24 protein-coding genes and 1 tRNA gene are annotated in these 24174 nt (G+C 73.6%); 13 read left to right on the plus strand and 12 right to left on the minus strand.

Annotation, left to right across the window (positions count from 1 at the left end; all coding sequences use genetic code 11):
* Positions 1 to 35 precede the first annotated feature (35 nt).
* The gene (locus tag PH189_RS06345) at positions 36 to 959 is read left to right on the plus strand and encodes a DUF2188 domain-containing protein (RefSeq protein ID WP_274187912.1); all 924 of its coding nucleotides are present in this window, start codon (positions 36 to 38) and stop codon (positions 957 to 959) included.
* 75 nt (positions 960 to 1034) lie between these two features.
* On the opposite strand, the gene PH189_RS06350 is transcribed toward PH189_RS06345, so the two are convergent.
* Entirely contained in the window at positions 1035 to 1286 is a 252-nt protein-coding gene (locus tag PH189_RS06350) for a WhiB family transcriptional regulator (protein WP_274188014.1), read from the minus strand.
* Positions 1287 to 1869: 583 nt separating this feature from the next.
* Here PH189_RS06350 and PH189_RS06355 point away from each other — a divergent pair.
* Positions 1870 to 2076, plus strand: coding sequence for a hypothetical protein (locus PH189_RS06355; RefSeq protein WP_274187913.1), 207 nt, complete (start codon positions 1870 to 1872; stop codon positions 2074 to 2076).
* 49 nt (positions 2077 to 2125) lie between these two features.
* On the plus strand, positions 2126 to 3571 hold the full coding sequence (locus tag PH189_RS06360) for a DUF2867 domain-containing protein (protein ID WP_274187914.1): 1446 nt from the start codon (positions 2126 to 2128) through the stop codon (positions 3569 to 3571).
* Positions 3572 to 3608: 37 nt separating this feature from the next.
* On the opposite strand, the gene PH189_RS06365 is transcribed toward PH189_RS06360, so the two are convergent.
* Positions 3609 to 4703, minus strand: a complete 1095-nt coding sequence (locus PH189_RS06365; protein WP_274187915.1) for a carboxylate-amine ligase — start codon at positions 4701 to 4703, stop codon at positions 3609 to 3611.
* Positions 4704 to 4759: 56 nt separating this feature from the next.
* On the opposite strand from PH189_RS06365, the gene PH189_RS06370 reads away from it, so the two are divergent.
* Positions 4760 to 5236, plus strand: a complete 477-nt coding sequence (locus tag PH189_RS06370) for an NUDIX hydrolase (protein ID WP_274187916.1) — start codon at positions 4760 to 4762, stop codon at positions 5234 to 5236.
* A 4-nt stretch (positions 5237 to 5240) separates the two neighbouring features.
* Positions 5241 to 6428 carry an acyl-CoA dehydrogenase family protein gene (locus tag PH189_RS06375; RefSeq protein WP_274187917.1) on the plus strand — a complete coding sequence of 396 codons (1188 nt, stop codon included), beginning with the start codon at positions 5241 to 5243 and terminating at the stop codon, positions 6426 to 6428.
* A gap of 6 nt (positions 6429 to 6434) precedes the next feature.
* Here PH189_RS06375 and PH189_RS06380 read toward each other — a convergent pair whose 3' ends face one another.
* Complete coding sequence (locus PH189_RS06380; protein WP_274187918.1) at positions 6435 to 7853, minus strand: sensor domain-containing diguanylate cyclase; 1419 nt, start codon at positions 7851 to 7853, stop codon at positions 6435 to 6437.
* 458 nt (positions 7854 to 8311) lie between these two features.
* On the opposite strand from PH189_RS06380, the gene PH189_RS06385 reads away from it, so the two are divergent.
* Positions 8312 to 8452 carry a hypothetical protein gene (locus tag PH189_RS06385; protein ID WP_274187919.1) on the plus strand — a complete coding sequence of 47 codons (141 nt, stop codon included), beginning with the start codon at positions 8312 to 8314 and terminating at the stop codon, positions 8450 to 8452.
* An 82-nt stretch (positions 8453 to 8534) separates the two neighbouring features.
* Here PH189_RS06385 and PH189_RS06390 read toward each other — a convergent pair whose 3' ends face one another.
* On the minus strand, positions 8535 to 9749 hold the full coding sequence (locus PH189_RS06390) for an MFS transporter (RefSeq protein WP_274187920.1): 1215 nt from the start codon (positions 9747 to 9749) through the stop codon (positions 8535 to 8537).
* Between the two features lie 164 nt (positions 9750 to 9913).
* On the opposite strand from PH189_RS06390, the gene PH189_RS06395 reads away from it, so the two are divergent.
* Both PH189_RS06395 and PH189_RS06400 read left to right on the plus strand, forming a co-directional pair.
* Complete coding sequence (locus PH189_RS06395; protein ID WP_274187921.1) at positions 9914 to 10405, plus strand: DUF3145 domain-containing protein; 492 nt, start codon at positions 9914 to 9916, stop codon at positions 10403 to 10405.
* 59 nt (positions 10406 to 10464) lie between these two features.
* On the plus strand, positions 10465 to 11070 hold the full coding sequence (locus tag PH189_RS06400; protein ID WP_274187922.1) for a hypothetical protein: 606 nt from the start codon (positions 10465 to 10467) through the stop codon (positions 11068 to 11070).
* Between the two features lie 5 nt (positions 11071 to 11075).
* Here the strand turns inward: PH189_RS06400 and PH189_RS06405 are convergent, their stop codons facing one another.
* The 5 genes from PH189_RS06405 to PH189_RS06425 form a co-directional block, all read right to left on the minus strand.
* On the minus strand, positions 11076 to 12338 hold the full coding sequence (locus tag PH189_RS06405) for a beta-ketoacyl-[acyl-carrier-protein] synthase family protein (RefSeq protein WP_274187923.1): 1263 nt from the start codon (positions 12336 to 12338) through the stop codon (positions 11076 to 11078).
* Positions 12335 to 12577 (minus strand): acyl carrier protein, encoded by a 243-nt coding sequence (locus PH189_RS06410; protein ID WP_274187924.1) that lies wholly within the window; start codon positions 12575 to 12577, stop codon positions 12335 to 12337. Before PH189_RS06410 ends, PH189_RS06405 begins: the two co-directional genes overlap by 4 nt.
* A 64-nt stretch (positions 12578 to 12641) precedes the next feature.
* Positions 12642 to 13616: a beta-ketoacyl-ACP synthase III gene (locus tag PH189_RS06415; protein WP_378015034.1), complete on the minus strand. Its 975-nt coding sequence runs from the start codon at positions 13614 to 13616 to the stop codon at positions 12642 to 12644.
* A 2-nt stretch (positions 13617 to 13618) separates the two neighbouring features.
* Positions 13619 to 14551, minus strand: a complete 933-nt coding sequence (locus PH189_RS06420) for an ACP S-malonyltransferase (RefSeq protein ID WP_274187926.1) — start codon at positions 14549 to 14551, stop codon at positions 13619 to 13621.
* A gap of 147 nt (positions 14552 to 14698) precedes the next feature.
* Positions 14699 to 15901 (minus strand): PucR family transcriptional regulator, encoded by a 1203-nt coding sequence (locus PH189_RS06425; RefSeq protein WP_274187927.1) that lies wholly within the window; start codon positions 15899 to 15901, stop codon positions 14699 to 14701.
* Between the two features lie 20 nt (positions 15902 to 15921).
* Here PH189_RS06425 and PH189_RS06430 point away from each other — a divergent pair, with 20 nt between their 5' ends.
* Complete coding sequence (locus PH189_RS06430) at positions 15922 to 16590, plus strand: pirin family protein (protein ID WP_274187928.1); 669 nt, start codon at positions 15922 to 15924, stop codon at positions 16588 to 16590.
* A 233-nt stretch (positions 16591 to 16823) separates the two neighbouring features.
* Here the strand turns inward: PH189_RS06430 and PH189_RS06435 are convergent, their stop codons facing one another.
* A complete protein-coding gene (locus tag PH189_RS06435) occupies positions 16824 to 17027 on the minus strand; it encodes a cold-shock protein (RefSeq protein ID WP_116710338.1) in 204 nt (67 codons plus the stop codon).
* Between the two features lie 277 nt (positions 17028 to 17304).
* A complete protein-coding gene (aceE, locus tag PH189_RS06440) occupies positions 17305 to 20088 on the minus strand; it encodes a pyruvate dehydrogenase (acetyl-transferring), homodimeric type (protein WP_274187929.1) in 2784 nt (927 codons plus the stop codon).
* A 321-nt stretch (positions 20089 to 20409) separates the two neighbouring features.
* On the opposite strand from aceE, the gene PH189_RS06445 reads away from it, so the two are divergent.
* The 4 genes from PH189_RS06445 to PH189_RS06460 all read left to right on the plus strand — a co-directional run bounded on the left by PH189_RS06445 (position 20410) and on the right by PH189_RS06460 (position 23134).
* A complete protein-coding gene (locus PH189_RS06445; RefSeq protein ID WP_274187930.1) occupies positions 20410 to 20847 on the plus strand; it encodes a DUF3052 domain-containing protein in 438 nt (145 codons plus the stop codon).
* Positions 20848 to 20907: 60 nt separating this feature from the next.
* A complete protein-coding gene (locus PH189_RS06450; protein WP_274187931.1) occupies positions 20908 to 21369 on the plus strand; it encodes a peroxiredoxin in 462 nt (153 codons plus the stop codon).
* 76 nt (positions 21370 to 21445) lie between these two features.
* Positions 21446 to 21517 (plus strand) — tRNA-Val (locus tag PH189_RS06455).
* An 81-nt stretch (positions 21518 to 21598) separates the two neighbouring features.
* Positions 21599 to 23134, plus strand: a complete 1536-nt coding sequence (locus tag PH189_RS06460) for a tyrosine-type recombinase/integrase (protein ID WP_274187932.1) — start codon at positions 21599 to 21601, stop codon at positions 23132 to 23134.
* A gap of 73 nt (positions 23135 to 23207) precedes the next feature.
* On the opposite strand, the gene PH189_RS06465 is transcribed toward PH189_RS06460, so the two are convergent.
* Positions 23208 to 24095: a universal stress protein gene (locus PH189_RS06465; RefSeq protein WP_274187933.1), complete on the minus strand. Its 888-nt coding sequence runs from the start codon at positions 24093 to 24095 to the stop codon at positions 23208 to 23210.
* Positions 24096 to 24174 lie beyond the last annotated feature (79 nt).

The raw sequence follows: 24174 nt of genomic DNA on the forward strand, positions 1-24174 counted from the left end.
CTTGAAGAAGCCGTCAGACAGGAGTTGAGACCGTCATGGCCGACCGGTACGTCGTTCCCACCGAGGACGGCTGGCAGGTGCAGAAGAAGGGCGCCCAGCGAGCCAGCGCCAAGGCGGCCACGCAGGCCGAGGCCGTCGACCGCGCCACCGAGATCGTGTCGAAGGACGGCGGCGGCAAGGTCGTCGTGCACGGCACGGACGGCAAGGTGCGCGACACCCACAACGTCGCCTCCGGCGAGGACAACACCACCGCCGAGGCCGCCAAGGCCACCACCAAGGCCACCGCCGAGGGCGCGCGCGCCAAGGCCGAGTCCGCCTCGGACAAGGCTTCCAGCAGCGCCAAGAAGGTCGGCGCGGACGCGAAGGCGACCGCGCAGAAGGACGCCGACCGCGTCCAGGCCTCGGGCAAGAAGGCCGCGGCTCAGGCCGAGGCCGGCGCGTCGGGCTTGGCGGACGAGGCCAAGAAGGCCGCGGACGGCGACAAGTCGGTGTCCGCGGCCGCCAAGGACGCCGCCACCGTCGCGCAGGTCACCGGCGACCAGGTCGCCACCACGACCTCGCGCGCCGGCGAGCGCGTCGCGAAGGACGCCACCCGGGTCGCGCAGCACGCCGGCTCGGAGGCCAAGGTCCGCGCCGACGAGGCGGGCGAGAAGGTGGCGAAGGCCGGCGACCGCGCCGACACCGTCTCCTCGGGCATCGCCTCGGAGCTCGACGGGGCCGGCGACGCCGCCGCGCAGCGCGTCGGGCGCGCGAGCGAGGCCGCGGCCCAGCAGGTGGACCGCAACGTCCGCCAGGCCGCGGACCAGGTGCGCGACAACGCGCCGGGCTACAACCCGGTGCGCATCGTCGGCAACGCCGCCGCGATCGCCGTCAAGACCGGCTTCAGTGTGGCCGGCGCCGTGATCTCCACCGGGGGTCAGGTGCTGCAGTTCGCGGCCCGCAAGGTCACCGGGCGCTGACGGGCGACCCCACGCACGACGAAGGGCCCGTCCCCCTCGGGGGACGGGCCCTTTCGTGTGTGTGGTGTGCCCGCCTCAGGCGGCGCGGGCGGAGCTGCCGATCCGGGCCCCGCGACGCATCGCGCGGCGCTCGTCCTCGGAGGTGCCGCCCCAGACGCCGGCCTCCTGGCCGGTGTCCATCGCCCACTGGAGGCAGCCCCGCTGGAGCGGGCAACCGCCGCACACGGCCTTCGCCTCGGCCAGCTGGGCCGAGCCGGGACCGTGGGCGGTCAGGGGGAAGAAGAGTTCGGGGTCGTGGTCGCGGCAAGCCGCGAGCTCCCAGTCCATGATCCTGCTCATCCAATCTCGCTCGTGGTGGTCGAAGCTGTCGGTCGGTGCTGTCCGCGCCGGGCGGCCAGGCGCCGCGGTCCGGCACCGGGCGCATGCGCACCCGGCGACGGACCCTGCGGCACGGTCGTGCGCCGGGCGTCGGTACGTATCCGGAGGTCCTGCGTGACGGTCCTCGACGGCGACCCGCGGGGGGCCGACGTCTCCGGGGACCGGAGCACTCGATGTACTCGGTATGACGTCGGGGTCCCCGTACCGGTTCCCTCGACCCGCGACGACGTGTCGTCGCGGAGCGGGTCCCCGGGCGTGCGGGGGCACCGCGTCAGCCGAACACCATGATCTAGCCGTACAGCGCGTCGGGCAAACGCATTGGATCCACACCACCCGGTCGCAACCGTGTGTTACTCGTCACAGGTGCTGCTCACGCTGCGCCGATGGTGTTCGGACGATCGGGTGGCCGGGCCTCCCGCCGGGCACGCTCGGCTGCGATCCGGGCCCGGACGGGCCACACTGGCCGCGTCGCCGGCCACGATCGGGCGACGCACGATCGTGGGGGTCCGGTCCCGGATCAGAGGAGGACGTCATGCGCGCACGGCGCACGGCGCGCGACACCGTCATCTGGATCGCGGCCACGGCGGGCATCGTCGCCCTGGTGCTCGGGGCGTCGATCATCGGCGCGGTCCTGCTCGCGTTCGCGCTGTGGCAGCTGGTGCTCGTGGCCCGCCGCGGCGGCGGCCTGTTCGTCGACCAGCGCCGCGCCGACCGCCCGGGCAAGCCCACCGTCAGCTGACCCGACCCGGGGGTGCCCCCGGGGTGCGCGCGCCGAGATCATGGGCTGCATGCGCTGCGCGGTGATCGGGGGCACGGGCTACGTCGGGGTCCGGCTGGTGGCCCGGCTGCTCGACGGCGGCCACGAGGTCGCCGCCCTGGTCCGGAGCCCGCACAAGCTCGCGGCGACGGGATGGGCCGCCCGTGTGGACGTCGTCCCCGGCGACCTCGCCGACCCGTCCGCGATCGCCGCCCTCGTGGCGGGTGCCGACGCGGTCGTGTACCTCGCGCACGCCCTCGACCAGCCCGACTTCCCCGAGAAGGACCGTGACGCAGCCCGGGCGGTGGTCGCCGCGGCGTCGGACGCGGGCGTGCGGCGCATCGTCTACCTGGGCGGGCTGCGTCCGTCGGGCCCGTCGTCGCGACACCTCACGTCGCGGGCCGAGGTGGCCGACGTGTTCCTCGCCGGCCCGGTCCCGACCGTCGCGCTCGAGGCGTCGATCGTGGTCGGCTCGGGCTCGGCGAGCTTCGAGATGATCCGCTACCTCGCCGAGCGCGTCCCCGTCCTGCCGGCCGTCCCGTGGCTGGCGCACCGCACCCAGCCGATCGCGATCGCCGACGTCCTGCACTACCTCGTCGGGGCCCTGGACCTGCCGCCGGAGGTGAACCGCCGCTTCGACGTCGGCGGGCCCGACGTCCTGAGCTACCTCGAGCTCATCCGTCGCTACCTGCGCCTCGCCGGGCTGCCCCAGAGCGCCGCGGTCCCGCTCCCCGTACCGGTGCCGCCCGGGGCGCCCGCGCTGGCCAGCTGGGTGGTGGAGGCGCTCACCCCGCTCTCGCGGCAGCTCGTCACCCCGCTGATCGAGTCGCTGGCCCAGGAGCTCGTGTGCGCCGAGGACGACGTGCTCGTGGTGATCGGGGCTCCGCCCGGCGGGCGCACGACCTACGACGCCGCGGTGCGGGCGGCGCTGGGTCGCCCGCGCGACGGCGACCGCACCGAGCCCGTCCCCGTCGACGACCCGGCGCTCGCGGGCCCGACCGACCCGGAGGGCTCCGGGGGAGCGGTGTACCGCTGGAGCACCACCGAGCCGTGCGCCGCGGACGCGGACGCCCTGTGGGCGGTGGTCGACGGGATCGGGGGAGACGCCGGCTGGTACGTCCCGCTGGGCGCGTGGACGGTGCGCGGCTGGACCGACCAGCTGCTCGGGGGCGTCGGGGCCTACCGGGGACGCCCGCACGGACGCCCGTTGCGGGCCGGCGACGTCGTCGACGGCTGGTGCGTCGCGGCCGTCGAGCCGGGCTCCTCGCTGCTCCTGCGCTCGGAGCTGCGCCAGCCCGGGCGCATGTGGCTCGAGCTCGCCGTCGACCCCGACGTCTCCGGCCACGGCTCGCACCTGCGCCTGGCGGTGCGCTTCGCCGCCTCGGGCCTGCCCGGCGTGCTCTACGGCCGCGCGATCCAGGCGGGCGCACCCGCGATCTTCGGCGCCATGGCCCGGGGCATCGCCGCACGTGCGTGACCTTCCCGGTGATAGGTGAGAAGATCACGCACGAGAGTCAGGGCAGGAAGCGCTCGCGGGCGTCCCGGACCACGGCAGCGAGGTCGCCGTCGGCGCGCCGGGCCGCGGCGCGCTGGCGCTCGGAGCCCGTGCCGTCGGCGAGCAGGCGGGCGCAGCCGTCGGCGGCCCGGTCGGCGTCGCCGGCGTCGGTCAGGGCGTCCGCCACGTGCTCGCGCAGGGCGTCGAGCACCGTGCCCGCGGCGGCGGTCCGGCCGTCGCGCGGGTCGACGAGGGCGTCGGTCAGGCCCCACCGCGCGGCACGCCAGTGCGCCAGCCGCAGCGCCTCGACGGGCGTGCTCGGCACCGGCGTCCCGCGACGGTGGTCCCGCGCGGCGGTGGCGACGAGCCCCCGGGCGAGGACGGCCACGAGCACCGCGTCCTCGACCTCGAGCGCCACGTCGGTCACCCGCACCTCGACGGTGCCGAGCTCGCGCGAGAGCCGGGCGTCGAAGTAGACCATCGCGTCGTCGAGCACCGTGTCGGTCGCGAGCATCGCCGCGACGGCCTCGTCGTAGGCCGCGAGCGAGCCGAACACCCGCGTCGGGCCCGCCGAGGGCCACCGCGACCAGACGACCGACCGGTAGCTGGCGTAGTCGGTGTCCCGGCCCCGCCAGCAGGGCGAGTTCGCCGCGAGCGCGCGCATCACCGGCAGCCACGGACCGATCCGGTCCAGGACGCCGACGCCCTCCTCCGGCGAGCCGACCTCGACGTGCACGTGCTGCCCGCTCGTGAGCTGCGACGTGGCGATCGCGCCGAAGCGCTGGGCGATGCGCCCGTAGCGGCCCTCCTGGTTCGGTCCCGACCCGCCCCCGTCCTCGGCCGCCAACGGCGAGGTCGCGAGGCCGGCCACGTCGACGCCCTGCGCCGCGGCGGCCTCGCGGGCCTCGATCCGCCGTCGGTGCAGGTCCGCGGCGAGGTCGTCGGTCTTGGTGTGGGGTGCGGTCGCGGTCTCGACCTGCTCGGTGCGCATCTCGCCGTCGAGCGAGCCGTCGGCCGCATCACGTACCGCGCCCGACCAGCCCCGTGGCGCGCCGCTCCCGGGGTCGACCAGGAGCAGTTCCTCCTCCGCCCCGAACGGGGGCACCTCGCTCATGCTGCGAGCTTCCCACCTGCCCGGCGCGGGAACCGTCGGCGGCCTACCGTGATTGCGTGGGCGGTGACGGTGACGGCTGGGTGGTCTGCGACGCCGGGCACCGGCACTGGGGCCGGTTCGGTGCCGCGGGGCTGCTGCTGCGGCACGCGGGCCACCGCGGACACGCCGACTGCGTGCTGCTCGCGCACCGGGTGTGGTGGAGCCATCACGGCGGCACGTGGGGCATCCCCGGCGGCGCGCGCGACAGCGGCGAGACGGCGCGGGACGCGGCGCTGCGGGAGGCCGTCGAGGAGACCGGCATCGACCCCGCCCGCGTGCGGCTGACCGGCGACACCGTCGACGACCACGGCGGATGGTCCTACGTCACCGTCCACGCCCGGCTGGAGACCGACGTCCCGCCGGCGCTCGAGCCCACCGACGGCGAGGCCACCGAGCTGCGCTGGACGCCCGTCGAGCAGGTGTCGGACCTGCCACTGCACCCGGGATTCGCGCAGTTCTGGGCGGGTCCGGACGCGCTGGAACCCCTACCGTGAACCCATGGCGACCGCTCCTCCCGACCCCAGCGACTTCCTCGGCGTCGACGCCGACCTGAGCGCCGAGGAACGCGACATCCGCGACGCGGTGCGCGACTACGCCGCCGCGGAGCTCAGCCCCCGCATCGCCGAGTGGTACGAGTCGAACACCCTGCCCCGCGACATCGCCAAGGGCCTGGGCTCGCTCGGCCTGCTCGGCATGCACCTCGAGGGCTACGGCTGCGCGGGCACCAACGCCACCTCCTACGGGCTGGCCTGCCGCGAGCTCGAGGCCGTCGACTCGGGGCTGCGCAGCTTCGTCAGCGTGCAGGGGTCGCTCGCGATGTTCGCGATCCACCGGTGGGGCTCCGAGGAGCACAAGCAGCGGTGGCTGCCGTCGATGGCCACCGGCGAGGCGCTGGGCTGCTTCGGGCTCACCGAGGCCGACGCCGGCTCCGACCCGGGCTCGATGCGCACGCGCGCCCGCCGTGACGGTGATGACTGGGTGCTCGACGGCTCCAAGATGTGGATCACCAACGGGACGCTCGCCGACGTCGCCGTCGTCTGGGCGCAGACCGACCCGGAGCAGGGCAGCAAGGGCATACGCGGGTTCGTCGTCCCCACCGACACCCCCGGCTTCACCGCCAACGAGGTCAAGCACAAGCTCTCGCTGCGGGCGTCGCTCACCGCCGAGCTCGTCCTCGAGGGCGTGCGGCTGCCCGCCGACGCCGCCTTCCCCGAGGTGCGCGGGCTCAAGGGCCCGCTGTCGTGCCTCAACGAGGCGCGCTACGGGATCCTCTGGGGTGCCGTGGGCGCGGCGCGGGCCTGCTACGAGTCGGCGCGCGCCTACTCGATCGACCGCGAGCAGTTCGGACAGCCGATCGCCGGGTTCCAGCTGACGCAGCGCAAGCTCGCCGACATGGTGGTCGCGGTGAACCAGGCCGGGCTGACGGCCTCGCGCATCGGGCGGCTCAAGGACGCCGAGCAGCTGCACCCGGCGCAGGTCAGCTTCGGGAAGATGGCGAACGTCCGGGCCGCGCTCGACGTCGCCCGCACGGCGCGCACCGTGCTCGGCGGCAACGGGATCACGCTCGAGTACCCCGTGTTCCGCCACATGACCAACCTCGAGACCGTCCTGACCTACGAGGGCACCGAGGAGATGCACGCCCTCTCGATCGGCCAGGCGGTCACCGGCATCGCCGCGTTCCGCTGACGTCCCCTAGCGCGGGGGCGCGCACTCCACCCGGTTGCGGCCCCCGTGCTTGGCGGCGTAGAGCGCGGCGTCGGCGCTGACCATGAGGCCGTCGAGGTCGTGGGAGGCCTGCGGGAACGAGGCGGTGCCGATCGAGGCCGTCAGGCCCCGCACCGTGCCGCCGCCGAGGGTCGGGGCCACGACCACCTCGCACTCGGCGATGCTGCGCCGCAGGCGCTCGGCGGTGCGCACGACCTGCTCGGGGTTCGCCTCGGCGAGCAGCACGATGAACTCCTCGCCCCCGAACCGCCCGACGGCGTCGTAGGGGCGGACCTCGGCCCGGAGGGTGTCGGCGACGGCGCGCAGGACCGCGTCGCCGACGAGGTGGCCGTGCCGGTCGTTGATCGCCTTGAACGCGTCGATGTCGACCATGATCACGCCGAGCTCGCCGCCCCGGCGGCGGAGACGGGCGAGCTCGCGGTCGGCCTGGTCGCGCCACGCCGTGGCGTTCGCGAGACCCGTCTTGGGGTCGGTGCGCGCGGCGCGGGCGAACTGCTGGATCAGGAAGCCGCGGTGCATGCCCATCACGGGAATGAGCAGCACGGGCAGCAGCCACGGCGTCGTCACGGCGACGACGGCCAGCGCGGCACCGAGCGCGAGCGCGCCGATGCCGATGAGCGTGTCGGTGGGCGACCCGAGCCGCTTCCACCAGGGCGTCCCGGGCGCGCTGAGGCAGATCATGAAGACGACGAGCCCGTGGTTGACCACCCAGCGGGTGACGCCCGCCGCCACGAGGACGAGGAGCCCGAGCGGGCCTGCGACCTTGACCAGGACCCCGCCGGGCACGAGCTCGAGGACCTGCCACGCCGCGACGGAGGCGATGAGCACGGTCGCGGCGGAGTACGTCCACCGGTGCGGCACGGGGCGTTGACTGACCCGGAGCCACCAGTACGCGAACGTGACGACCACGAGGGCCAGGGCCAGGCCGATGGGGAGCAGGAGCAGCCCCGCGAAGCTCCAGACGGACTTCAGCTCGATGTAGGGCTGGCCGTCGGCGACGACCTCTCGCCGTCGTTCGATCCCGCGGGCGGTCTCGACGTGGATGACGAGGCCGAGCACGAGGAGCGCGAGCGCACGCCAGTCGGCCGGCCCGATCGCCTCCGTCCCGGCGACGCCGAGGGACAGGCCCACGGCGACGAGGTCGACGAGCAGGACGGCGACGACGACCCGGCGCGGCGCCTGCCACAGGCTCCAGCGGCGCGGGTCGAGACGACGGAGGTCGACCCGGGGGAGGGCGGCGCGTCCGGGCCCCGTGGCGGCTGCGGAGGCCGTGACGTCGGACACGTCGACGTCCGGACCGTCCACCGGGCCGTCGGCGGTCGGGCGGGCCGGACGTACCGGCCGCACCCCGTCGCCCTCCCCGGTCTGAATGGACCCCTCCGTCACAGGACGTACCGAATGTTCGGGCTGTGCTGCTCCGGACGCGGGAGAGAGCGCGGACCCGGGGTCGCCAGGACCCCTCACAGGTTCACGCGCCGTCACGATGAGTGACCTCCTCCGAGCTGACGGAGCGCCGCAGGGGCGGTCTCCGCGTGCGGAACACGGTACCGACGGATTGTGGATCTCGTCATCCCGCATCACCCGTTGGGCAGTAATCACTCCGATGGTTGACGCCCAGTCGCCGTCTGGTCACGCACAGCACCCTTGGCGAGCATCGAGGGGCGGATGCGCCGCGATGCACCGCTGGATGTGACAGTCCGGTCGCTCTCCGTCAACGCGGAGAGAGGTCGGTGATCGCACCGACGTCGCGGCCGGCTCACCACACAGCGTGTGCGTTGGGCCACGTCCGTGGCGGCGGGCCCGACCCGTCCGACCGACGCCCCAGAGATCCGAAGGGAACCCCCGTGGCCGACTCGAACTGGCACCGCGACTCCAACTGGCACTTCGCCGACTCGAACTGGCACCGGGACTCGAACTGGCACTTCGCGGACTCCAACTGGCACTTCGCCGACTCCAACTGGCACCGGGACTCGAACTGGCACTAGTCCCGGACCCCGGCCGTCGTGCTACTGGCTGGTATCGCTCGCCAGGCGAGCGATACCAGCCAGTGACGACGCCCGGGCCCGATCAGGATCCGCGGGCGCGGTTCCAGGCGACGGCACAGAGGAGCGCCACGACGACGCCGAGGGCACCGGCGAGGGCCACGGCCGTCGCCGGCCCGGTCCGCTCGGCGAGCAGGCCCGCGACGAGCACCCCGACGCCCTGCGTGACGCGCAGGGCGGTCACGGCGAGCCCGAAGGCCTGGCCGCGGTGCGCGTCGGGCACCGCGGCGACGAAGGCGGCGTTCGCCGGCACCTGGTAGGCGCACGCGAGCCCCGAGACGACCCACAGCGCGATCACCCCGCCCAGCGGCGGATCGAGCGCGGACGCCACGAGCGGGACGCAGGACAGCACCGCGAGCGGCCCGAGCAGCCGGTCGCGCCGCGCCGGCGGGACGAGGCGGGCGAGCAGGACGATGCCGAGCGCCGCTCCGAGCGGGTTCGCGGCGAGCAGCAGGCCCACGGTCACCGGCCCGCCGCCCAGCGACGCCGCGTACGGCGCGGCCAGGCCCTCCACGGTCACGACGAACGCCGACACGCAGGCGAGCGCGACCAGCGAGCGCAGGCGCCGGTCGCCCGCGACGATCCGGGCGCCGTCGCGCAGGCGGACGCCGGCGTCGTCGGGGACCCCGCCCGTCGCCCGTTGCTCCGCCACCCCGACCTGCAGGATCAGCGCCGAGACGACGAACGTCGCGGCGTCGGCGAGCAGGGCGACCGGCACCCCGACGAGGGCCACCAGCGGCCCGCCGAGCGCGAAGCCGAGGACCTGCCCGCTCTGGTACGTCGTGCCGGACACCGCCGAGGCCACGACGTAGCGCTCCCCGCTGAGCACGTGGGGCAGGATCGCCGCCCGCGCCGCGGCGAACGGCGCGGCGATCAACTGGCCCGCCACGACCAGCGCGCACAGCACCGCGAACGGCATCCCGGGCACGGCCATGAGGACGAGCACCCCGGCGCGCAGGAGATCGCTCACGACCATCGTCAGCCGGCGCGGAGCGCGGTCGGCGATGCCGGAGAGCAGGGGACCGGCGACGAGGTCGGGCAGGAAGGTCAGGGCGTAGGTCAGCGCGGTCAGCCCCGCCGACCCCGTCTCGGTGAACACGAGGACGGCGAGGGCGACGCGGGCGACCTGGTCGCCGAGGACCGAGAGCAGCTGGGCCGCCCAGAGGGCCCGGAACTGGGCGTCGGCGAAGACGTCCCCGAACCGCGCACCGCCCGTGTTCGGACGGTGATCGTCGGTCACGGTACGACGACTCTACGGGCCGCGGGGTCGACACGCCCGAGATCCGGGGGGCACTGGCGCCACACCCGTCCCACGGTGCACACTGCAGCGCTGGGTGATCCAGAGGGCCGAAGTTCGGACGAGGACGTTGGGGAAGGCGCTTCTCGTCGAGCCGGAGGTCAGCAGTGAGCACCCGTGGCGTTGTCTACGTCCACTCGTCGCCGTCTGCGGTCGGACCGCACGTCGAGTGGGCGCTCTCGAGCGTCCTCGACGCTCGGGTCGTGCTGAACTGGTCCGCGCAGGACGCGGCACCAGGGACGGTGCGTGCCGAGTGCACGTGGGTGGGTCCCACGGGCACCGCGGCCCGTTTGGCGACCGCTCTGCGCGCCTGGGGGATGGTGCGCTTCGAGATCACCGAGGACCCCTCCCCGGGCACGGACGGCGAGCGCTTCAGCCACGTCCCGGGCCTGGGCCTCTGGCACGGCCGTACGAGCGCGAACGGCGACATCGTCCTCGGGGAGGACCAGGTCCGGACCGCCCTGGCAGGCGCCGGCACCCGCGAGGCGCTCACCCGCCGCCTCGACGACATGCTCGGCACCCGGTGGGACGCCGCGCTCGAGGAGTTCCGCTACGCCGGCGACGGCGCCGCGTCCGCCCGCCTGCACCAGGTCGGCTAGTCCTGGCCTCCCCACCTACCGTCGGGAGCGTGTCGGGGGGTACTGGCAGGCTGGGAGCCATGCTCGGTCGGTTGCGGGACGGCGCCCTCGCCGACCGCCTGCGTCCCGGCATCGTGGTGCCCGTCGCGCTCGCCCTCGCCCTGATGCTGGTCGTCGTGGCCGGGGCCGTGCTTGGCGCCCGCGCCGCCACCGTCGCCCGGGCCGCGGTGGGCGACACCGGGCCCGTGCTCGTGGGCGCGGAGCTGCCCGCCGACGGCTCCGCCGGCCCGCCGACCGTCGTGCTCTCCGCGTCGGCGGCCGCGCACCCGCAATCGGGCGCGGTCCGCGACCTCCTCCAGCGCTGGACCGACGCCCGCAACAGCGGCGACCTGTCCGCCTACCGGGCGACGCTCGTGGCGGACGCGCGCGTGGACGCAGCCGCCTTCGCCGCGGTCGCGCGCACCCAGCGCGTGGGGTCGGTCGTGGTCCGCCGCATCGACCCCGTGGCCGGCGGCGAGCTGGTCGTGCCGCTGGGCTACGTCACCACCCAGGACCCGGCCGACGCTCCCGCGGACGTCCGGGTCCCGCGGCTGTGCTGGCAGGTCGGGGCGGTCGTCGAGACCGAGCAGGGCGAGCCCCGTCTCGTCGACCCCCGACCCGGCAGCCAGCTGCGGACGCCCTGCTAGAGGACTCAGGCAGGCGTGATCGCCAGGCACACGTTGTGCCCGCCGAAGCCGAACGAGTCGCTGATCGCGGCGTCGAGCGACACCTTGCGCGCGTCGCCCGCGACGACATCGAGGGTGACGTCGGGGTCGAGCTCCTCGAGGTTCGCGGTGGGCGGCACGAGGCCCTCGCGCACCGACAGGATCGTCGTGATCGCCTCGACGGCGCCGGCGGCACCGAGCAGGTGACCCAGCGAGCCCTTGGGAGCGGTGAGCACGGGGTGCTCGCCGATCGCCTTCTTGACGGCCACGGTCTCGGCCACGTCGCCCACCGAGGTGGCGGTGGCGTGGCAGTTCACGTGACCCACGTCGGACGGGTCGATACCCGCGGTGCGCAGCGCGGCCGCGATGGCGCGGGACTGGCCCGTTCCCTCGGGGTCGGGCGCGGTGATGTGGTACGCGTCGGCGCTGGTGCCGATGCCGGCGATGCGCCCGTGCACCGTGGCCCCGCGGGCCTGCGCGAACTCCTCGCGCTCGAGCACGACCATGCCGGCGCCCTCGCCGAGGACGAAGCCGTTGCGGCCGGTGTCGAAGGGCCGCGAGGCGCGCTCGGGCTCGTCGTTGCGCAGCGCCATGGTGCGCGCCTGGCTGAAGCCGCCGATCGTGATCGGGGCGATGCACGCCTCGGTTCCGCCGGCGACGACGACGTCGACCTCGTCGGCCTTGAGCATCCGCCACGCCCACGCGATGGCCTCGGCGCCCGACGCGCAGGCCGAGACGGGCGCGTGCACGCCCGCCGCGGCGCCGAACTCCAGCCCGACGTGCGCGGCCGGGCCGTTCGGCATGAGCATCGGGATGGTGAGCACCGAGACCTTGCGCAGGCCCTGCTGCTCGAGGATGTCGTCCTGTCCGAGCAGGGTCAGCGCGCCGCCGATACCGGTGCCGATGATGACGGCGAGCCGCAGACCCTCGACCTTCGGCGAGCCGTCCTCGGTGGACGGGTAGTCGCCGAGGTCCGCGTGCGCCCAGGCCTCGCGGGCCGCGACGATCGCGGTCTGCTCGCTGCGGTCGAGGCGCCGGGCCTCGACACGCTTGATGGTCTCGGTCGGCTCCGTCGCGAGCTGCGCGGCGATCTTCACCGGCAGCTCGAACGTGTCGACCCACTCCTCGTCGATGGTGGAGACGCCGCTGCGACCGGCCAGGAGGCCGTCCCACGTGGTCGCCACGTCGCCGCCGAGCGGGGTCGTCGCTCCCATGCCGGTGACGACGACCCCCTGGCCGGTGGCGCTCACGAGTGCGAGGAGATGTAGTCGACGGCGTCCTGAACCGTGGTCAGCTTGGCCAGCTCGTCGTCCGGGATCTTGACGCCGAACTTGTCCTCGGCCTGCACAGCGATCTCCACCATGGAGAGCGAGTCGATGTCGAGGTCGTCGACGAACGACTTCTCGGAGGTGACCTCCGCGGCGTCGACGCCGGCGACCTCCTCCACGATGCTCGCGAGGTCGGGCAGGATCTCTTCGTTGGTCGCCACTGGCTCCCTTTCTCGTGCTTCTCTTCGTTCGGTGCGCGCCGTGCGGTGCGCACCGTAGGACGTCTCAGGGCAGGACGACGACCTGCCCCGCGTACGACAGGCCGGCGCCGAAGCCGACGAGCAGCGCCACGTCACCGGAACGGGCACGCCCGGCGCCGCGCATGTGGTCGATGGCCATCGGGATCGAGGCCGACGACGTGTTGCCGGAGTACTGGATGTCGTCGGCGACGCGCAGGTCGTCGCGGGCCCCGGCCTGGCGCAGGCGCTTCGCGATCGCCTCGACGATGCGCAGGTTGGCCTGGTGGGGGACGAGCACGTCGATGTCGGCGGGGGTCAGGCCTGCGGCCTCGACGGCGCGCAGCGCGACCGGCGCGATCTTCGTGGTGGCCCAGCGGAAGACCGCCTGACCCTCCTGGCGCAGGGCGTCGGTCTCGTCGATGTGGATCGTGGAGACGAGGTCGCCCGCCGCCCCCCAGACGACCGGGCCGACGCCGACCTCGTCCTCGGTGGTCGCCGGTCCGAGCACCGCGGCGCCCGCCCCGTCGGCGAAGATGATGCAGGTCGAGCGGTCGTCCATGTCCAGCCAGTCGGAGAGCTTCTCCGAGCCGATGACCAGCACGTGGCGCGCGGTGCCCGAGCGGATCATGTCGCCGGCCATGCCGACGCCGTAGCAGAAGCCGGCGCAGGCGGTGTTGACGTCGAACGCCCCGATGCCGTTCACCCCGATGCGGTCGGCGGTCTGCGCCGCGGCGTTCGGGATCGGCTTGGCCATCGTGCAGGTCGCGACGATGACGGCGTCGAGGTCGGTGGGGGAGAGGCCGGCGTCGGCCAGGGCCTTCGACCCGGCGTCGACGCCCATCGACACCACCGAATCCTTCTCGGTGCCGAAGCGCCGCTCGATGATCCCGACACGGCTCTGGATCCACGCGTCGTTGGTCTCGACGCGCTTCTCGAGGTCGTGGTTGGTGACGACGGTGTCGGGCTGCATGCTGCCGAGCCCGAGGATGCGGGCGCCGGCGACGGGCGGGGTCAACTGGATCTTCACGCGTGCTCCCCGACCGTCTGCGCGGCCTTCTCCAGGTCGTCCGGTGCGTTCACGTTGACGACGGCCGTTCCCTTGATCGCGCGCTTGACCATCCCGGTGAGCGTGCCCGCAGGCGTCAGCTCGATGACCGCGCCGACGCCGCGCTCGGCGAGGGTGTCCATGCAGGAGTCCCAGCGCACCGAGCGCGTCACCTGGGCCACGAGGCGGTCGAGGAACTCGCCGCCGTCGGTGACCACCGCGCCGTCGGCGTTCTGCAGCAGCGGGTGCGAGGGGGCCGCCGGGGCGAGCTGGTCGCGGTGCTCGCCGACCCAGGCGCCCAGCGCCTTCTCGGCCGGCTCCATGAAGCGGGTGTGGAACGCGCCGGCGACCGACAGCGCGCGAACCCGGGCGCCCTCGGGCGGGGCCTCGACGAGCGCGTCGATGGCGTCCTTGCGGCCGGCGGCGACGATCTGACCGGACCCGTTGCGGTTGGCCGGCTCGAGGTCGAGCTCGGCGAGACGCGCGAGCACGGCGTCGGCGTCGCCGCCGAGCACGGCGGCCATCGACGTCGGCTCCTCGGCGCACGCGGCGGCCATCTCCCGCCCGCGCACGGCCGCGAGGGCGACGGCCTGCTCGGCATCGATGACCTCGGCGATCGCGGCGGCGGCGAGCTCGCCCACGGAGTGCCCGGCCACCACCGCGTCGTCGGGGACGGTCACCTCGAGCCGGAGCTGGTCCCAGGCGAGCAGCGCGGACGCCACGAGCAGCGGCTGCGTCACCGCGGTGTCCTCGATGGCGGCGGCGTCCGCCTCGACACCGAGGTGCACGAGGTCGAGCCCGGCCGCGTCGGAGAACGCCTCGAGCCGCCCACGGGCCTCGGGGCGGTCGAGCCACGGGGCGAGCATGCCGGGCTTCTGGGCGCCCTGACCGGGGGCGAGGATCGCGATCACGTAGCCACCTCATCACGACCCCACGTCGGGCCGAAGGCGTCGGGGCGACGAACTCGCGTCCGCCGTGGTTGTGGAGTTCCCACAATGCCCCGGATCACACACACCCCGCCAGGGGCGACGCGGACCACGACGATGCAGGTCAGGGCCTCATCCCGGTGATGCTCCGGAGTGCAACCGATCGAGGACGAGTGCGAGCCGCAGCACCAGCGCGCCGCGCGCCTCGCCGGGGTGACGGCCCGTGACCTCGGACACCCGCCGCAGCCGGTAGCGGACGGTGTTGGGGTGCACGTAGAGCGCCCGGGCCGCGGCCTCGAGCACGCCGGAGACGTCGAGGTAGCACTCGACGGTGGCCGCGAGCTCGCCGCCCGCCTCGCGCAGCGGCGCCGCGACCTCGCGACGCAGCTGCTCGACGGCCCCGGCGTCGCCGTCGAGCACCCGCTCGGGGAGCAGGTCGTCGGCCGCGACGGGGCGCGGGGCACCCGGCCATGCCCGGACCGCGCGGTGCCCGGCCAGCGCGCGCGTCGCGCTGAGGTGGGCCTCGGTGAGCCCGGCGACCGTGGGCCCGGCGACGACCGCGCCCGGCCCGAACGACGCCGACAGCTCGTCCAGCGGCGCCCCCGGCCCGGCGATCATGACGAGCTTCGCGCCGTGCGTCCCGAGCAGCACCGTCGCCCCGGCGCGGTGGGCGGCGCGCCGCACCGCGTGCAGCGGCTCGGGCGGCTCCTCGGCGGGCGGCTCGCCCACCAGCGCGGTGGTCTCGGTGGCCGGGTCCCAGCCCAGCGCCGACGCGCGCGAGAGCAGCGTCTCCGCCGCCTCGCCACGCACGACGGCGTCGACCACCAGCGCCTCGAGCCGGGCGTCCCACGCGCCGCGGGCCTCGGCGGCGCTCGCGTAGACCGTCGCGGCGGAGAACGCGACCTCGCGCCCGAAGCGCAGCACCGCGTGCTCCAGCGCGGCCTGCTCGGCCTCGTCGACGCCCAGCCGGGGGATGCGCTCCTCGAACACCGCGATCGCGATGCGCACCAGCTCCACGGTCTGGCGCAGCGTCACGCGGCGGGCGAGGTCGAGCGGGGCGCTGCGGAAGGCCTCGGCGGTGAGCCGAGGGGTGGCGTCGGGATCGCGCAGCCAGGCGACGAAGTTCGCGGTGCCCGTCTGCGTGACCAGCAGGACCCCGGAACGCTGCTCGGCGGTCAGGCGCGTGAACCAGGGCAGGCGGGCCGCCATCGCGGCGACACCGGCGTTCGCGACCTCCCCGGAGGAGCGCTCGAGGCGGCGCAGCGTCGTGGCCCGGACGGGGCTGCGACCCCCCGCGGCGCGGCCGGGCAGCCCCGGGACCGCGGCGCTGGTCATGGACGGGGAGCATGGCACGGATGGCGACCGTCCGGATCCGTCCGCGCGACGAGCGCCCGGTCAGCGGGGGCGACGGGGTGCGCTCGCGCCACGGGCTGTCCTTCGGGGCGCACTACGACCCGGAGCGCACCTCGTTCGGCGCCCTCGTCGCGCACAACGACGACGAGCTCGCCGCGGGCGTCGCGTACGGGGCCCACGAACACCGCGACGTCGAGATCCTGGCCTGGGTCGTCGACGGGACGATGATCCACACGGGCCCCGACGGCGTCGACACGCCCGCGCCCGCCGGCACCCTGCAGCACCTCGTCGCCGGCACCGGCTGGCACCACGACGAGCGCGCCGCCCCGGAGGCGACCGCGCACCTCGTCCAGATCTGGATCGCGCCGGGGATGGACGACCCGCCGGCGGGGGAGCCGTCGCTGACCCACCACCGGCCGGACCTCGCCACCGGACCGTTCGTACTCGGGCTGCGCCGTCCCGGCGTGACGGTGACGGTCGCGCGGCTCGCCGCCGGCGACGCGTGGTCCCCGGCCGACGGGGAGTTCCGGCACGTGCACGTGGCCCGGGGCGCCCTCACCGACCCGACCGGCGCCGCCGCCGACGACAGCCTCGAGATCACCGGCACCGGGGTGGTCGAGCTCCGCGCGGGCCCCGACGGCGCCGAGCTGGCCGTCGTCACCACGGCCTGAGTGCGCGGGGTCGCGCAGCGAGGGGGTCCCTGGGTGCGTGGGACGCAGTGAAGGTGACCCTCGCTCCACCCGCAAGCGCGCGGGATCGCGCAGCGAGGGCGTCCCTGGGGGCGCTGAACGCAGTCGGGGCGACCCTCGCTCCACGTAGCCGGCGCCCGACCCCGGACACACGACGGGGGCGGCGCGTCTCCCGACGCCCCGCCCCCGATTCGTGAGGTGACTCCGCCGAGTCCTTACAGCGGCGTGACCTGAACGGCCTGCAGGCCCTTCTGGCCCTGCTCGACGTCGAACGAGACGCGCTGACCCTCGTCCAGGGTGCGGAAGCCGCGAGCCTGGATGGCCGAGTAGTGGACGAACACGTCAGCGCCACCACCGTCGGGAGCGAGGAAGCCGAAGCCCTTCTCGCTGTTGAACCACTTGACGGTGCCTTCTGCCATTCTTGCTCCTCATACCGATGTCACGAGGCGTCGATCAGCCCCGACCTTCAGATCCGCCGCCGGAGCCGGGAGCTCCGGAACGTCGGAGCCGCGCCGCCAGGATCGTCCGGGGGCGTCCGGGCGGCGTGACGGCGACAGCCTATCCGGAAGGACGGGGTGGGAGACCAGCCCCGACATCGACTCCCGCGACGAACGGTCATCGGGCGATTACGCCGGGCGCGCCGACGCGCCCCCTCCCACCGGGTCGGCGTGTCACCGCCGGCCCGGTGGGGGCGGCTCAGGCGACGCCGGAGTCGGAGGTCTGCGGGCCCGCCGCCTGGGGGTCGTCGATCCGGTACTGCGCCGCGGCGCGGACGACGGTGTCGTGCCCGACCTCGCCGCGCCGGGCGAGCGCCGCCAGGATGCCGACGGTGATGTTCTCGGCGTCGACGCCGAAGTGTCGCCGCACCGCCGGGCGGGTGTCCGACAGGCCGTACCCGTCGGTGCCGAGGACGGTGAAGTCGCCCGGCACCCACTTGCGGATCAGGTCCGGCACGGCCTTCATCCAGTCCGACACCGCGAGCACCGGGCCGGCCGCGTCCGAGAGCGCCTGCGTCACGTACGCCGTGCGCGGGTCGGCGTCGGGGTGCGCGTGGTTGTGGTCGTCGGTCTCGACGCCGTCGCGGCGCAGCTCGGTCCACGACGTCGCCGACCACACGTCGGCCTGCACACCCCACTCCTGCGCCAGCATCTCCTGCGCCTTCAGCGCCCATGGCATCGCGACGCCGGAGGCGAGGATCTGGGCGCGCGGGCCCGGGCCACCGGGGGCCTGGGCGTAGCGGTAGAGCCCGCGCAGCAGCCCGTCGACGTCGAGGCCCTCGGGCTCCGCCGGCTGCTGGTAGGGCTCGTTGTAGACCGTGAGGTAGTAGCTGACGTTCGGGTCGCGGTGCGGGTCGGGCTCGCCGTACATGCGGGCCAGGCCGTCGCGCACGACGTGCGCGATCTCGAAGCCGTACGCCGGGTCGTAGTGCACGATCCCGGGGTTGGTGGCCGCGAGCAGCACCGAGTGGCCGTCGTTGTGCTGCAGGCCCTCGCCGACCAGGGTCGAGCGGCCCGCGGTGGCGCCGAGCAGGAAGCCGCGCGCCAGCTGGTCGGTGGCCGCCCAGATGCCGTCGCCGGTGCGCTGGAACCCGAACATCGAGTAGAAGATGTAGATCGGGATCATCGGCTCGCCGTGGGTGGCGTACGACGTACCGACGGCCGTGAACGAGGCCACCGAGCCGGCCTCGTTGATGCCCTCGTGCATCAGCTGGCCGGCCTCGGACTCGCGGTAGGCGAGCAGCTGGTCGTGGTCGACCGACGTGTAGAGCTGGCCCTGCGGGTTGTAGATCTTGAGGTTCGAGAAGAACGAGTCCATCCCGAACGTGCGCGCCTCGTCCGGGATGATCGGGACCACGCGCTTGCCGATCTCGGCGTCGCGGGTGAGCTCCTTGACCAGGCGGACGAACGCCATCGTCGTGGCGATCTCCTGCTTGCCCGAGCCGCGCCGCACGACGTCGTAGACCTTGTCGCCGGGCAGCACCAGCGGCTTCGCGTGGGTGCGGCGCTCCGGGAGGGGGCCGCCGAGCTGGCGGCGCCGGTCGAGCATGTACTCGATCTCGGGGGCGTCCGGGCCGGGGTGGTAGTACGGCGGAAGGTACGGGTCGCGCTCGAGCTCGGCGTCGGTGATCGGCACGCGGACCTCGTCGCGGAACGTCTTGAGGTCCTGGAGCGTCAGCTTCTTCATCTGGTGGGTCGCGTTGCGGCCCTCGAACGTCGGTCCGAGCGTGTAGCCCTTGATCGACTTCGCCAGGATGACCGTCGGGCGGCCCTGGTGCTCCATCGCGGCCTGGTAGGCGGCGTAGACCTTGCGGTAGTCGTGCGCGCCGCGCTTGAGGTTCCAGACGTCGGCGTCGGAGAGATCCTTGACCAGCTCCTTCGTCCGCGGGTCGCGGCCGAAGAAGTGCTCGCGGACGTAGGCGCCGTCGTTGGCCTTGTAGGTCTGGAAGTCGCCGTCCGGCGTGGTGTTCATGAGGTTGATCAGCGCGCCGTCGCGGTCGGCGTGCAGCAGCCGGTCCCACTCACGGCCCCAGATGACCTTGACGACGTTCCAGCCGGCGCCGCGGAAGAACGACTCGAGCTCCTGGATGACCTTGCCGTTGCCGTGCACCGGCCCGTCGAGGCGTTGCAGGTTGCAGTTGATGACGAAGGTCAGGTTGTCGAGGCCCTCGGCCGCCGCGACGTGGATGGCGCCACGCGACTCCGGCTCGTCCATCTCGCCGTCGCCGAGGAACGCCCAGGTGTGCTGCTGCGAGGTGTCCTTCATCCCGCGGTTGTGCAGGTAGCGGTCGAAGCGCGCCTGGAAGATCGCGTTGATCGGGCCGAGGCCCATCGACACCGTCGGGTGCTCCCAGAAGCCCGGCATCAGCCGCGGGTGCGGGTACGACGGCAGACCCCCGCCCTGCCCGGCGTGCGAGAGCTCCTGGCGGAAGCCGTCGAGGTGCTGGGCGCCCAGGCGGCCCTCGAGGAAGGCGCGGGCGTAGATGCCGGGGGAGGCGTGGCCCTGGATGTAGACGTGGTCGCCGCCGCCGGGGTGGTCCTTGCCGCGGAAGAACCAGTTGAAGCCGACCTCGTACAGCGACGCCGCCGACGCGTAGGTCGAGATGTGCCCGCCGACCCCGACGCCCGGACGCTGCGCGCGGTGCACCATCGCCGCCGCGTTCCACCGGATCCACGCCCGGTAGCGCCGCTCGGTCTCCTCGTCGCCCGGGAACCACGGCTCCTGGTCGGTCGGGATGGTGTTGACGTAGTCCGTGGAGTACAGCGACGGCACCGACACGCGACGCTCCCGCGCGCGCTGGAGCAGCTGCAACATGATGTAGCGGGCGCGCTGCTCGCCCTGCCCCTCGAGTATCGCGTCGAAGGACTCGATCCACTCCGCGGTCTCGTCCGGATCGATGTCGGGCAGGTGCGACGAGAGGCCGTCGCGGATGATGTGGACCCGGCCGGTGTCCGCGTTCGCGGTGCCCTTCTGGGTGGTCACGGCTCGATCTCCCTGTCGCTGGTGGGTCGACGGCCCGGGCCGGGTCCGGATCACGGGGTGCCTGGCCGGTGCTTCGGAACCGATTCTGCCCGGTCGTCCGGGCCCGCGCCGTCCCGTCCGGTGCGCCGCCGGGTGCTCCGTGGGTCCCATGGTCACCTGCTGCGCCCCCGCCGTCACGGGTACCGACCGGTAGGACGGGCGCGCCCACATCGACCGTCCCCGCGTGCCTGGTTGCGCTGCGTGCGGCGGCCGTGTTCTCTAAGCGCTTCGACGGGTGACGTGCACCTAGCGGCACCCGAGGACGAGGAGGGGGCACCAGGCGTGGTCGCGGCCACGGGAGATGCGGACAAGTCCGATCTCGCCGGGAAGCTCGGCATCGAGCCGGGGATGATCGTGCAGGAGCTGGGCTGGGACTCGGACGTCGACGAGGAGGTCCGGTCCGCAGTCGAGGACCGCTGCGGCGAGGACCTGCTCGACGAGGACGCCCAGGAGGTCGTCGACGTCGTGCTCCTCTGGTGGCGCGACGGGGACGGGGATCTCGTCGACACCCTCGTCGACGCACGCACCCCGCTGACCGACACCGGCGTCGTCTGGGTGCTCACTCCCAAGACCGGCACCGACGGGCACGTCGAGCCGTCCGACATCGCGGAGGCGGCCCCCACCGCGGGGCTCTCGCAGACCTCGAACATCAGTCTCTCCGAGGCGTGGGTGGCCACGCGCCTCGTGGCACCGAAGGCGTCGGCCCAGCGACGTCGGTGACCTGCGCTCCTCGCTAGGCTGTCCGGGTTCTCGACCCGGACGGAACAGGAGACTGGTCAGATGACCGTCGAGGTGGGCTCGAAGGCCCCCGACTTCACGCTCAAGAACCAGGACGGGCAGGAGGTCTCGCTCGCCGACTTCCGCGGCGACAAGGCCGTCCTCCTGGTGTTCTTCCCCTTCGCGTTCTCCGGGATCTGCACCGGCGAGCTCTGCTCGGTGCGTGACGACCTGCCCTCGTTCCAGAACGACGACGTCCAGGTCGTCGGCGTTTCCTGCGACACCACCTGGGCGCTCAAGGTCTGGGCGCAGCAGGAGGGCTACGAGTTCCCGCTGCTCTCGGACTTCTGGCCCCACGGCGCGGTGTCCGAGTCCTACGGGGTCTTCAGCGCCGACCTGGGCTTCGCCTTCCGCGGCACGTTCCTGATCGACACCGACGGCGTCGTGCGCTTCGCGGAGCACAATGGCCCCGGCGAGGCCCGCGACCAGCAGGGCTGGCGCGACGCGCTCAAGCAGCTGGCCTGACCGAACTCCCTGGCTTCCGGAGCGAACCTGCTGTTCGCTGCCTCTAGGCGGACGACCTTCCCGTTCGCTCCGGACCGGGCGCGTAGCTCAGCGGAAGAGCAACGGCCTTACAAGCCGTCGGTCGCAGGTTCGAATCCTGCCGCGCCCACGCAGGTCAGAGGCTTATCGGCCTCCCACCTAGGGGTCTCGTGTCATCAAACGTGGTGCGAGCAGGCGCTACGGTCGCACCATGACGTCCTCCTCGGCCTCGACGCGGCGTCGACGCGGGACGGTTCAGAAGCTGCCCAGCGGGTCGCTGAGGGTGCGGGTGTACGCCGGGTACGACTCGGTCACGCAGCAACGGCACTACCTCACAGAGGTCGTTCCGGCTGGACCGAAGGCAGCTGCGCAGGCCGAGAAGGTCCGGACCCGCTTGGCCGCTGAGGTCGATGCGGGACGTCAGCCGCGGACGTCCGCGACCGTCGCTCAGCTGATGGAGCGCTACCTGGAGATCGCGCGCGTCGAACCCTCCACGCGCCAGGGCTACGAGGGTCTCGTGCGGAACCACATCGTTCCGCTGCTCGGCGACCAGCAGGTCGGCCGCGTGCGTGGAGAGGTCTTGGACTCCTTCTACGCCGAGCTCCGGCGGTGCCGTGTGCACTGCCGACGTGGTCGAGCAATCGTGGATCACCGCACGCAGGTCGAGCACCAGTGCGATCAGCGCTGTCGTCCGCATCGGTGCCGACCGTTGGGCGAGGGTACGATCCGCCACGCTCACAACCTGCTCAATGGAGCATTCTCCTTGGCCGTGCGATGGGAGTGGGTCGGCACGAATCCGGTCGCGACGGCCGTGGCGCCGACCATGCCGGCGCCGAACCCTGAGCCGCCGACGGCCTCACAGGCGGCCCGCATCGCCTCCGAGGCGTGGAAGGACCCGGCGTGGGGCCTGTTCGTCTGGCTTGCGATGACCACGGGAGCCAGGCGTGGCGAGCTGTGCGCGCTTCGCTGGAAGCGCATCGACTTCGGAACGGGCGTGCTCTCGATCCGAGGGAGCATCGCCGAGGTCGGGGGTCGGTCGTGGGAGAAGGACACGAAAACCCACCAGCAGCGCCGTATCGTCCTTGATGCACAGACACTCGCTCTCCTGCGCGCCTTTCTCGTACACACCGCAGAACAAGCGGCCGCACTCGAGCTTGCGTTGCCAGAGGACGGGTTCGTCTTCTCGCCAAGCCCGGACGGGTCGAGCTGGCCGAAGCCCGGCACGGCGACCCAGCGCTACTCCCGCATGTGCGCCCGACTCGGATACGGCATGCACCTTCACCAGCTCCGGCACTACTCGGCGACCGAGCTCATCAGTGGCGGTGTCGACATCCGCACGGTGGCGGGCCGCCTGGGACACGGGGGAGGGGGAGTCACGACCCTTCGTGTCTACAGCGCGTGGGTCGCCGAGGCAGACCAGCGAGCCTCCACCTCGCTGGCGGCCCGCATGCCGGACCTTCCCAACCCGGTGTTGGGAGACGGCAGCACCCCGATCGGCAATCCAGTGCTCCCGACGCCGCCGGAGGAGGCGCCGACCGATCCATACAGGAAGATTGCAGCCGACCTGAAGGCGGCAATGCGCTGCGGGGTCCTGAAGCCGGGCGATGAGCTCCCGACCATCAAGGACCTTTCCGCTCAGTACCAAGTCGCCTTCAGCACGGGTCACCGGGCCGTCGCTCTCCTCGCGGAGAAAGGCCTGATCGTGGTCTCGCGAGGCCGGCGAGCGAGGGTTGCGGGACGACGATGACCGCAGCGCGGCGTTTGCGCGCTCGTCCGCTGCCCCGGGGCGCTAACCTCCCACGACCCCCGTGCCAGATGGCCTACCTGCGGACGATCGCAACTGGGCAATCGGCCCGGTTGAGCACCGAGTGGGTCACCGAGCCGAACAGTCGCCGCCCGAGCACGCTGCGGTCCCGTTGGCCGACCACCAGCAGCGCCGCGCCGTCGGACTCCTCGACCAGGACGTCGGCCGCGGAGCCGTGTCGGCAGACGGTGGTGGCGCTGACGGTGGGGAAGGCCAGGCGCAGTCGGGCGATGGCGGTCACAAGTCGGGGCCACGACAAACTCTCGACGCCGACCGCTGGGGCGACCTCGTGAAGGACGTCGTCGACAAGGTCGGGTGGCCGCGCGACGAGCGCCGTCAGGTCGACGCGGCGTTGCGCGGCGGCGCGGAACCCGAACTCGAGCATGGATACCGACGGTGACGAGCCGCCGATGCCCACCACGACCCGCCCCGCCTCCCGGCGCCGTCGCGTACCGATGCCCGGTGCTGCGGCGGACTCGGGAGACTTCAGCCGGACGACGGCGACCGGGCACATCGCGTAGGCCGCCACCCCGAGGCACACCGGCCCCCCGGACCGTGAACCCGTCCGGCGGGCTGTGTTCCCGACGACGAGTAGGTCTGCGCGCTGGCCGAGAAGTGCGGGGACCGCTGCGCCGACCACCGAGCGGGCATGGACCGTGGTGTCGGATGCAATGGCGCGGGCGCGACCGACCGCCTCCTCGAGCAGCGGATCACTGCTGGTGTGCGCGGGCGGCCCGTCGCCTGTCCGTCGTTGGTGCGCGCGCACGAGCGCCGGCTGCGCGTGCACGATGCTGAGGTCGCAGGAACGGGCTGCTGCCTCGGCGGCCGCCCATTCCACGGCGGCTAGTCCGGCAGCACCCCCGTCGGTGCCGACGACGACCGCGGGCGACGGCAGGCCGCTCACGAGTTCCCGCCACCCGTCAGCAGATCCTGGTGTGCCGAGGTCCCCACGTCCGCCCGCCTCCATCCTGTCGTGCCGCAGA

Source organism: Actinomycetospora chibensis (assembly GCF_028737215.1).
In the GTDB taxonomy this organism is placed as follows: Bacteria; Actinomycetota; Actinomycetes; order Mycobacteriales; family Pseudonocardiaceae; genus Actinomycetospora; species Actinomycetospora chibensis.

What these genes read in the sequence shown, in the direction of transcription:
- PH189_RS06345 (WP_274187912.1), top strand. Translation starts at nt 36, where the DNA reads ATGGCCGACCGGTACGTCGTTCCCACCGAGGACGGCTGGCAGGTGCAG.
- PH189_RS06355 (WP_274187913.1), top strand. Translation starts at nt 1,870, where the DNA reads ATGCGCGCACGGCGCACGGCGCGCGACACCGTCATCTGGATCGCGGCC.
- PH189_RS06400 (WP_274187922.1), top strand. Translation starts at nt 10,465, where the DNA reads ATGCTCGGTCGGTTGCGGGACGGCGCCCTCGCCGACCGCCTGCGTCCC.
- PH189_RS06365 (WP_274187915.1), bottom strand. Translation starts at nt 4,703, where the DNA reads ATGAGCGAGGTGCCCCCGTTCGGGGCGGAGGAGGAACTGCTCCTGGTC.
- PH189_RS06425 (WP_274187927.1), bottom strand. Translation starts at nt 15,901, where the DNA reads ATGACCAGCGCCGCGGTCCCGGGGCTGCCCGGCCGCGCCGCGGGGGGT.
- PH189_RS06430 (WP_274187928.1), top strand. Translation starts at nt 15,922, where the DNA reads ATGGCGACCGTCCGGATCCGTCCGCGCGACGAGCGCCCGGTCAGCGGG.
- PH189_RS06435 (WP_116710338.1), bottom strand. Translation starts at nt 17,027, where the DNA reads ATGGCAGAAGGCACCGTCAAGTGGTTCAACAGCGAGAAGGGCTTCGGC.
- PH189_RS06375 (WP_274187917.1), top strand. Translation starts at nt 5,241, where the DNA reads ATGGCGACCGCTCCTCCCGACCCCAGCGACTTCCTCGGCGTCGACGCC.
- PH189_RS06350 (WP_274188014.1), bottom strand. Translation starts at nt 1,286, where the DNA reads ATGGACTGGGAGCTCGCGGCTTGCCGCGACCACGACCCCGAACTCTTC.
- PH189_RS06450 (WP_274187931.1), top strand. Translation starts at nt 20,908, where the DNA reads ATGACCGTCGAGGTGGGCTCGAAGGCCCCCGACTTCACGCTCAAGAAC.
- PH189_RS06360 (WP_274187914.1), top strand. Translation starts at nt 2,126, where the DNA reads ATGCGCTGCGCGGTGATCGGGGGCACGGGCTACGTCGGGGTCCGGCTG.
- PH189_RS06460 (WP_274187932.1), top strand. Translation starts at nt 21,599, where the DNA reads ATGACGTCCTCCTCGGCCTCGACGCGGCGTCGACGCGGGACGGTTCAG.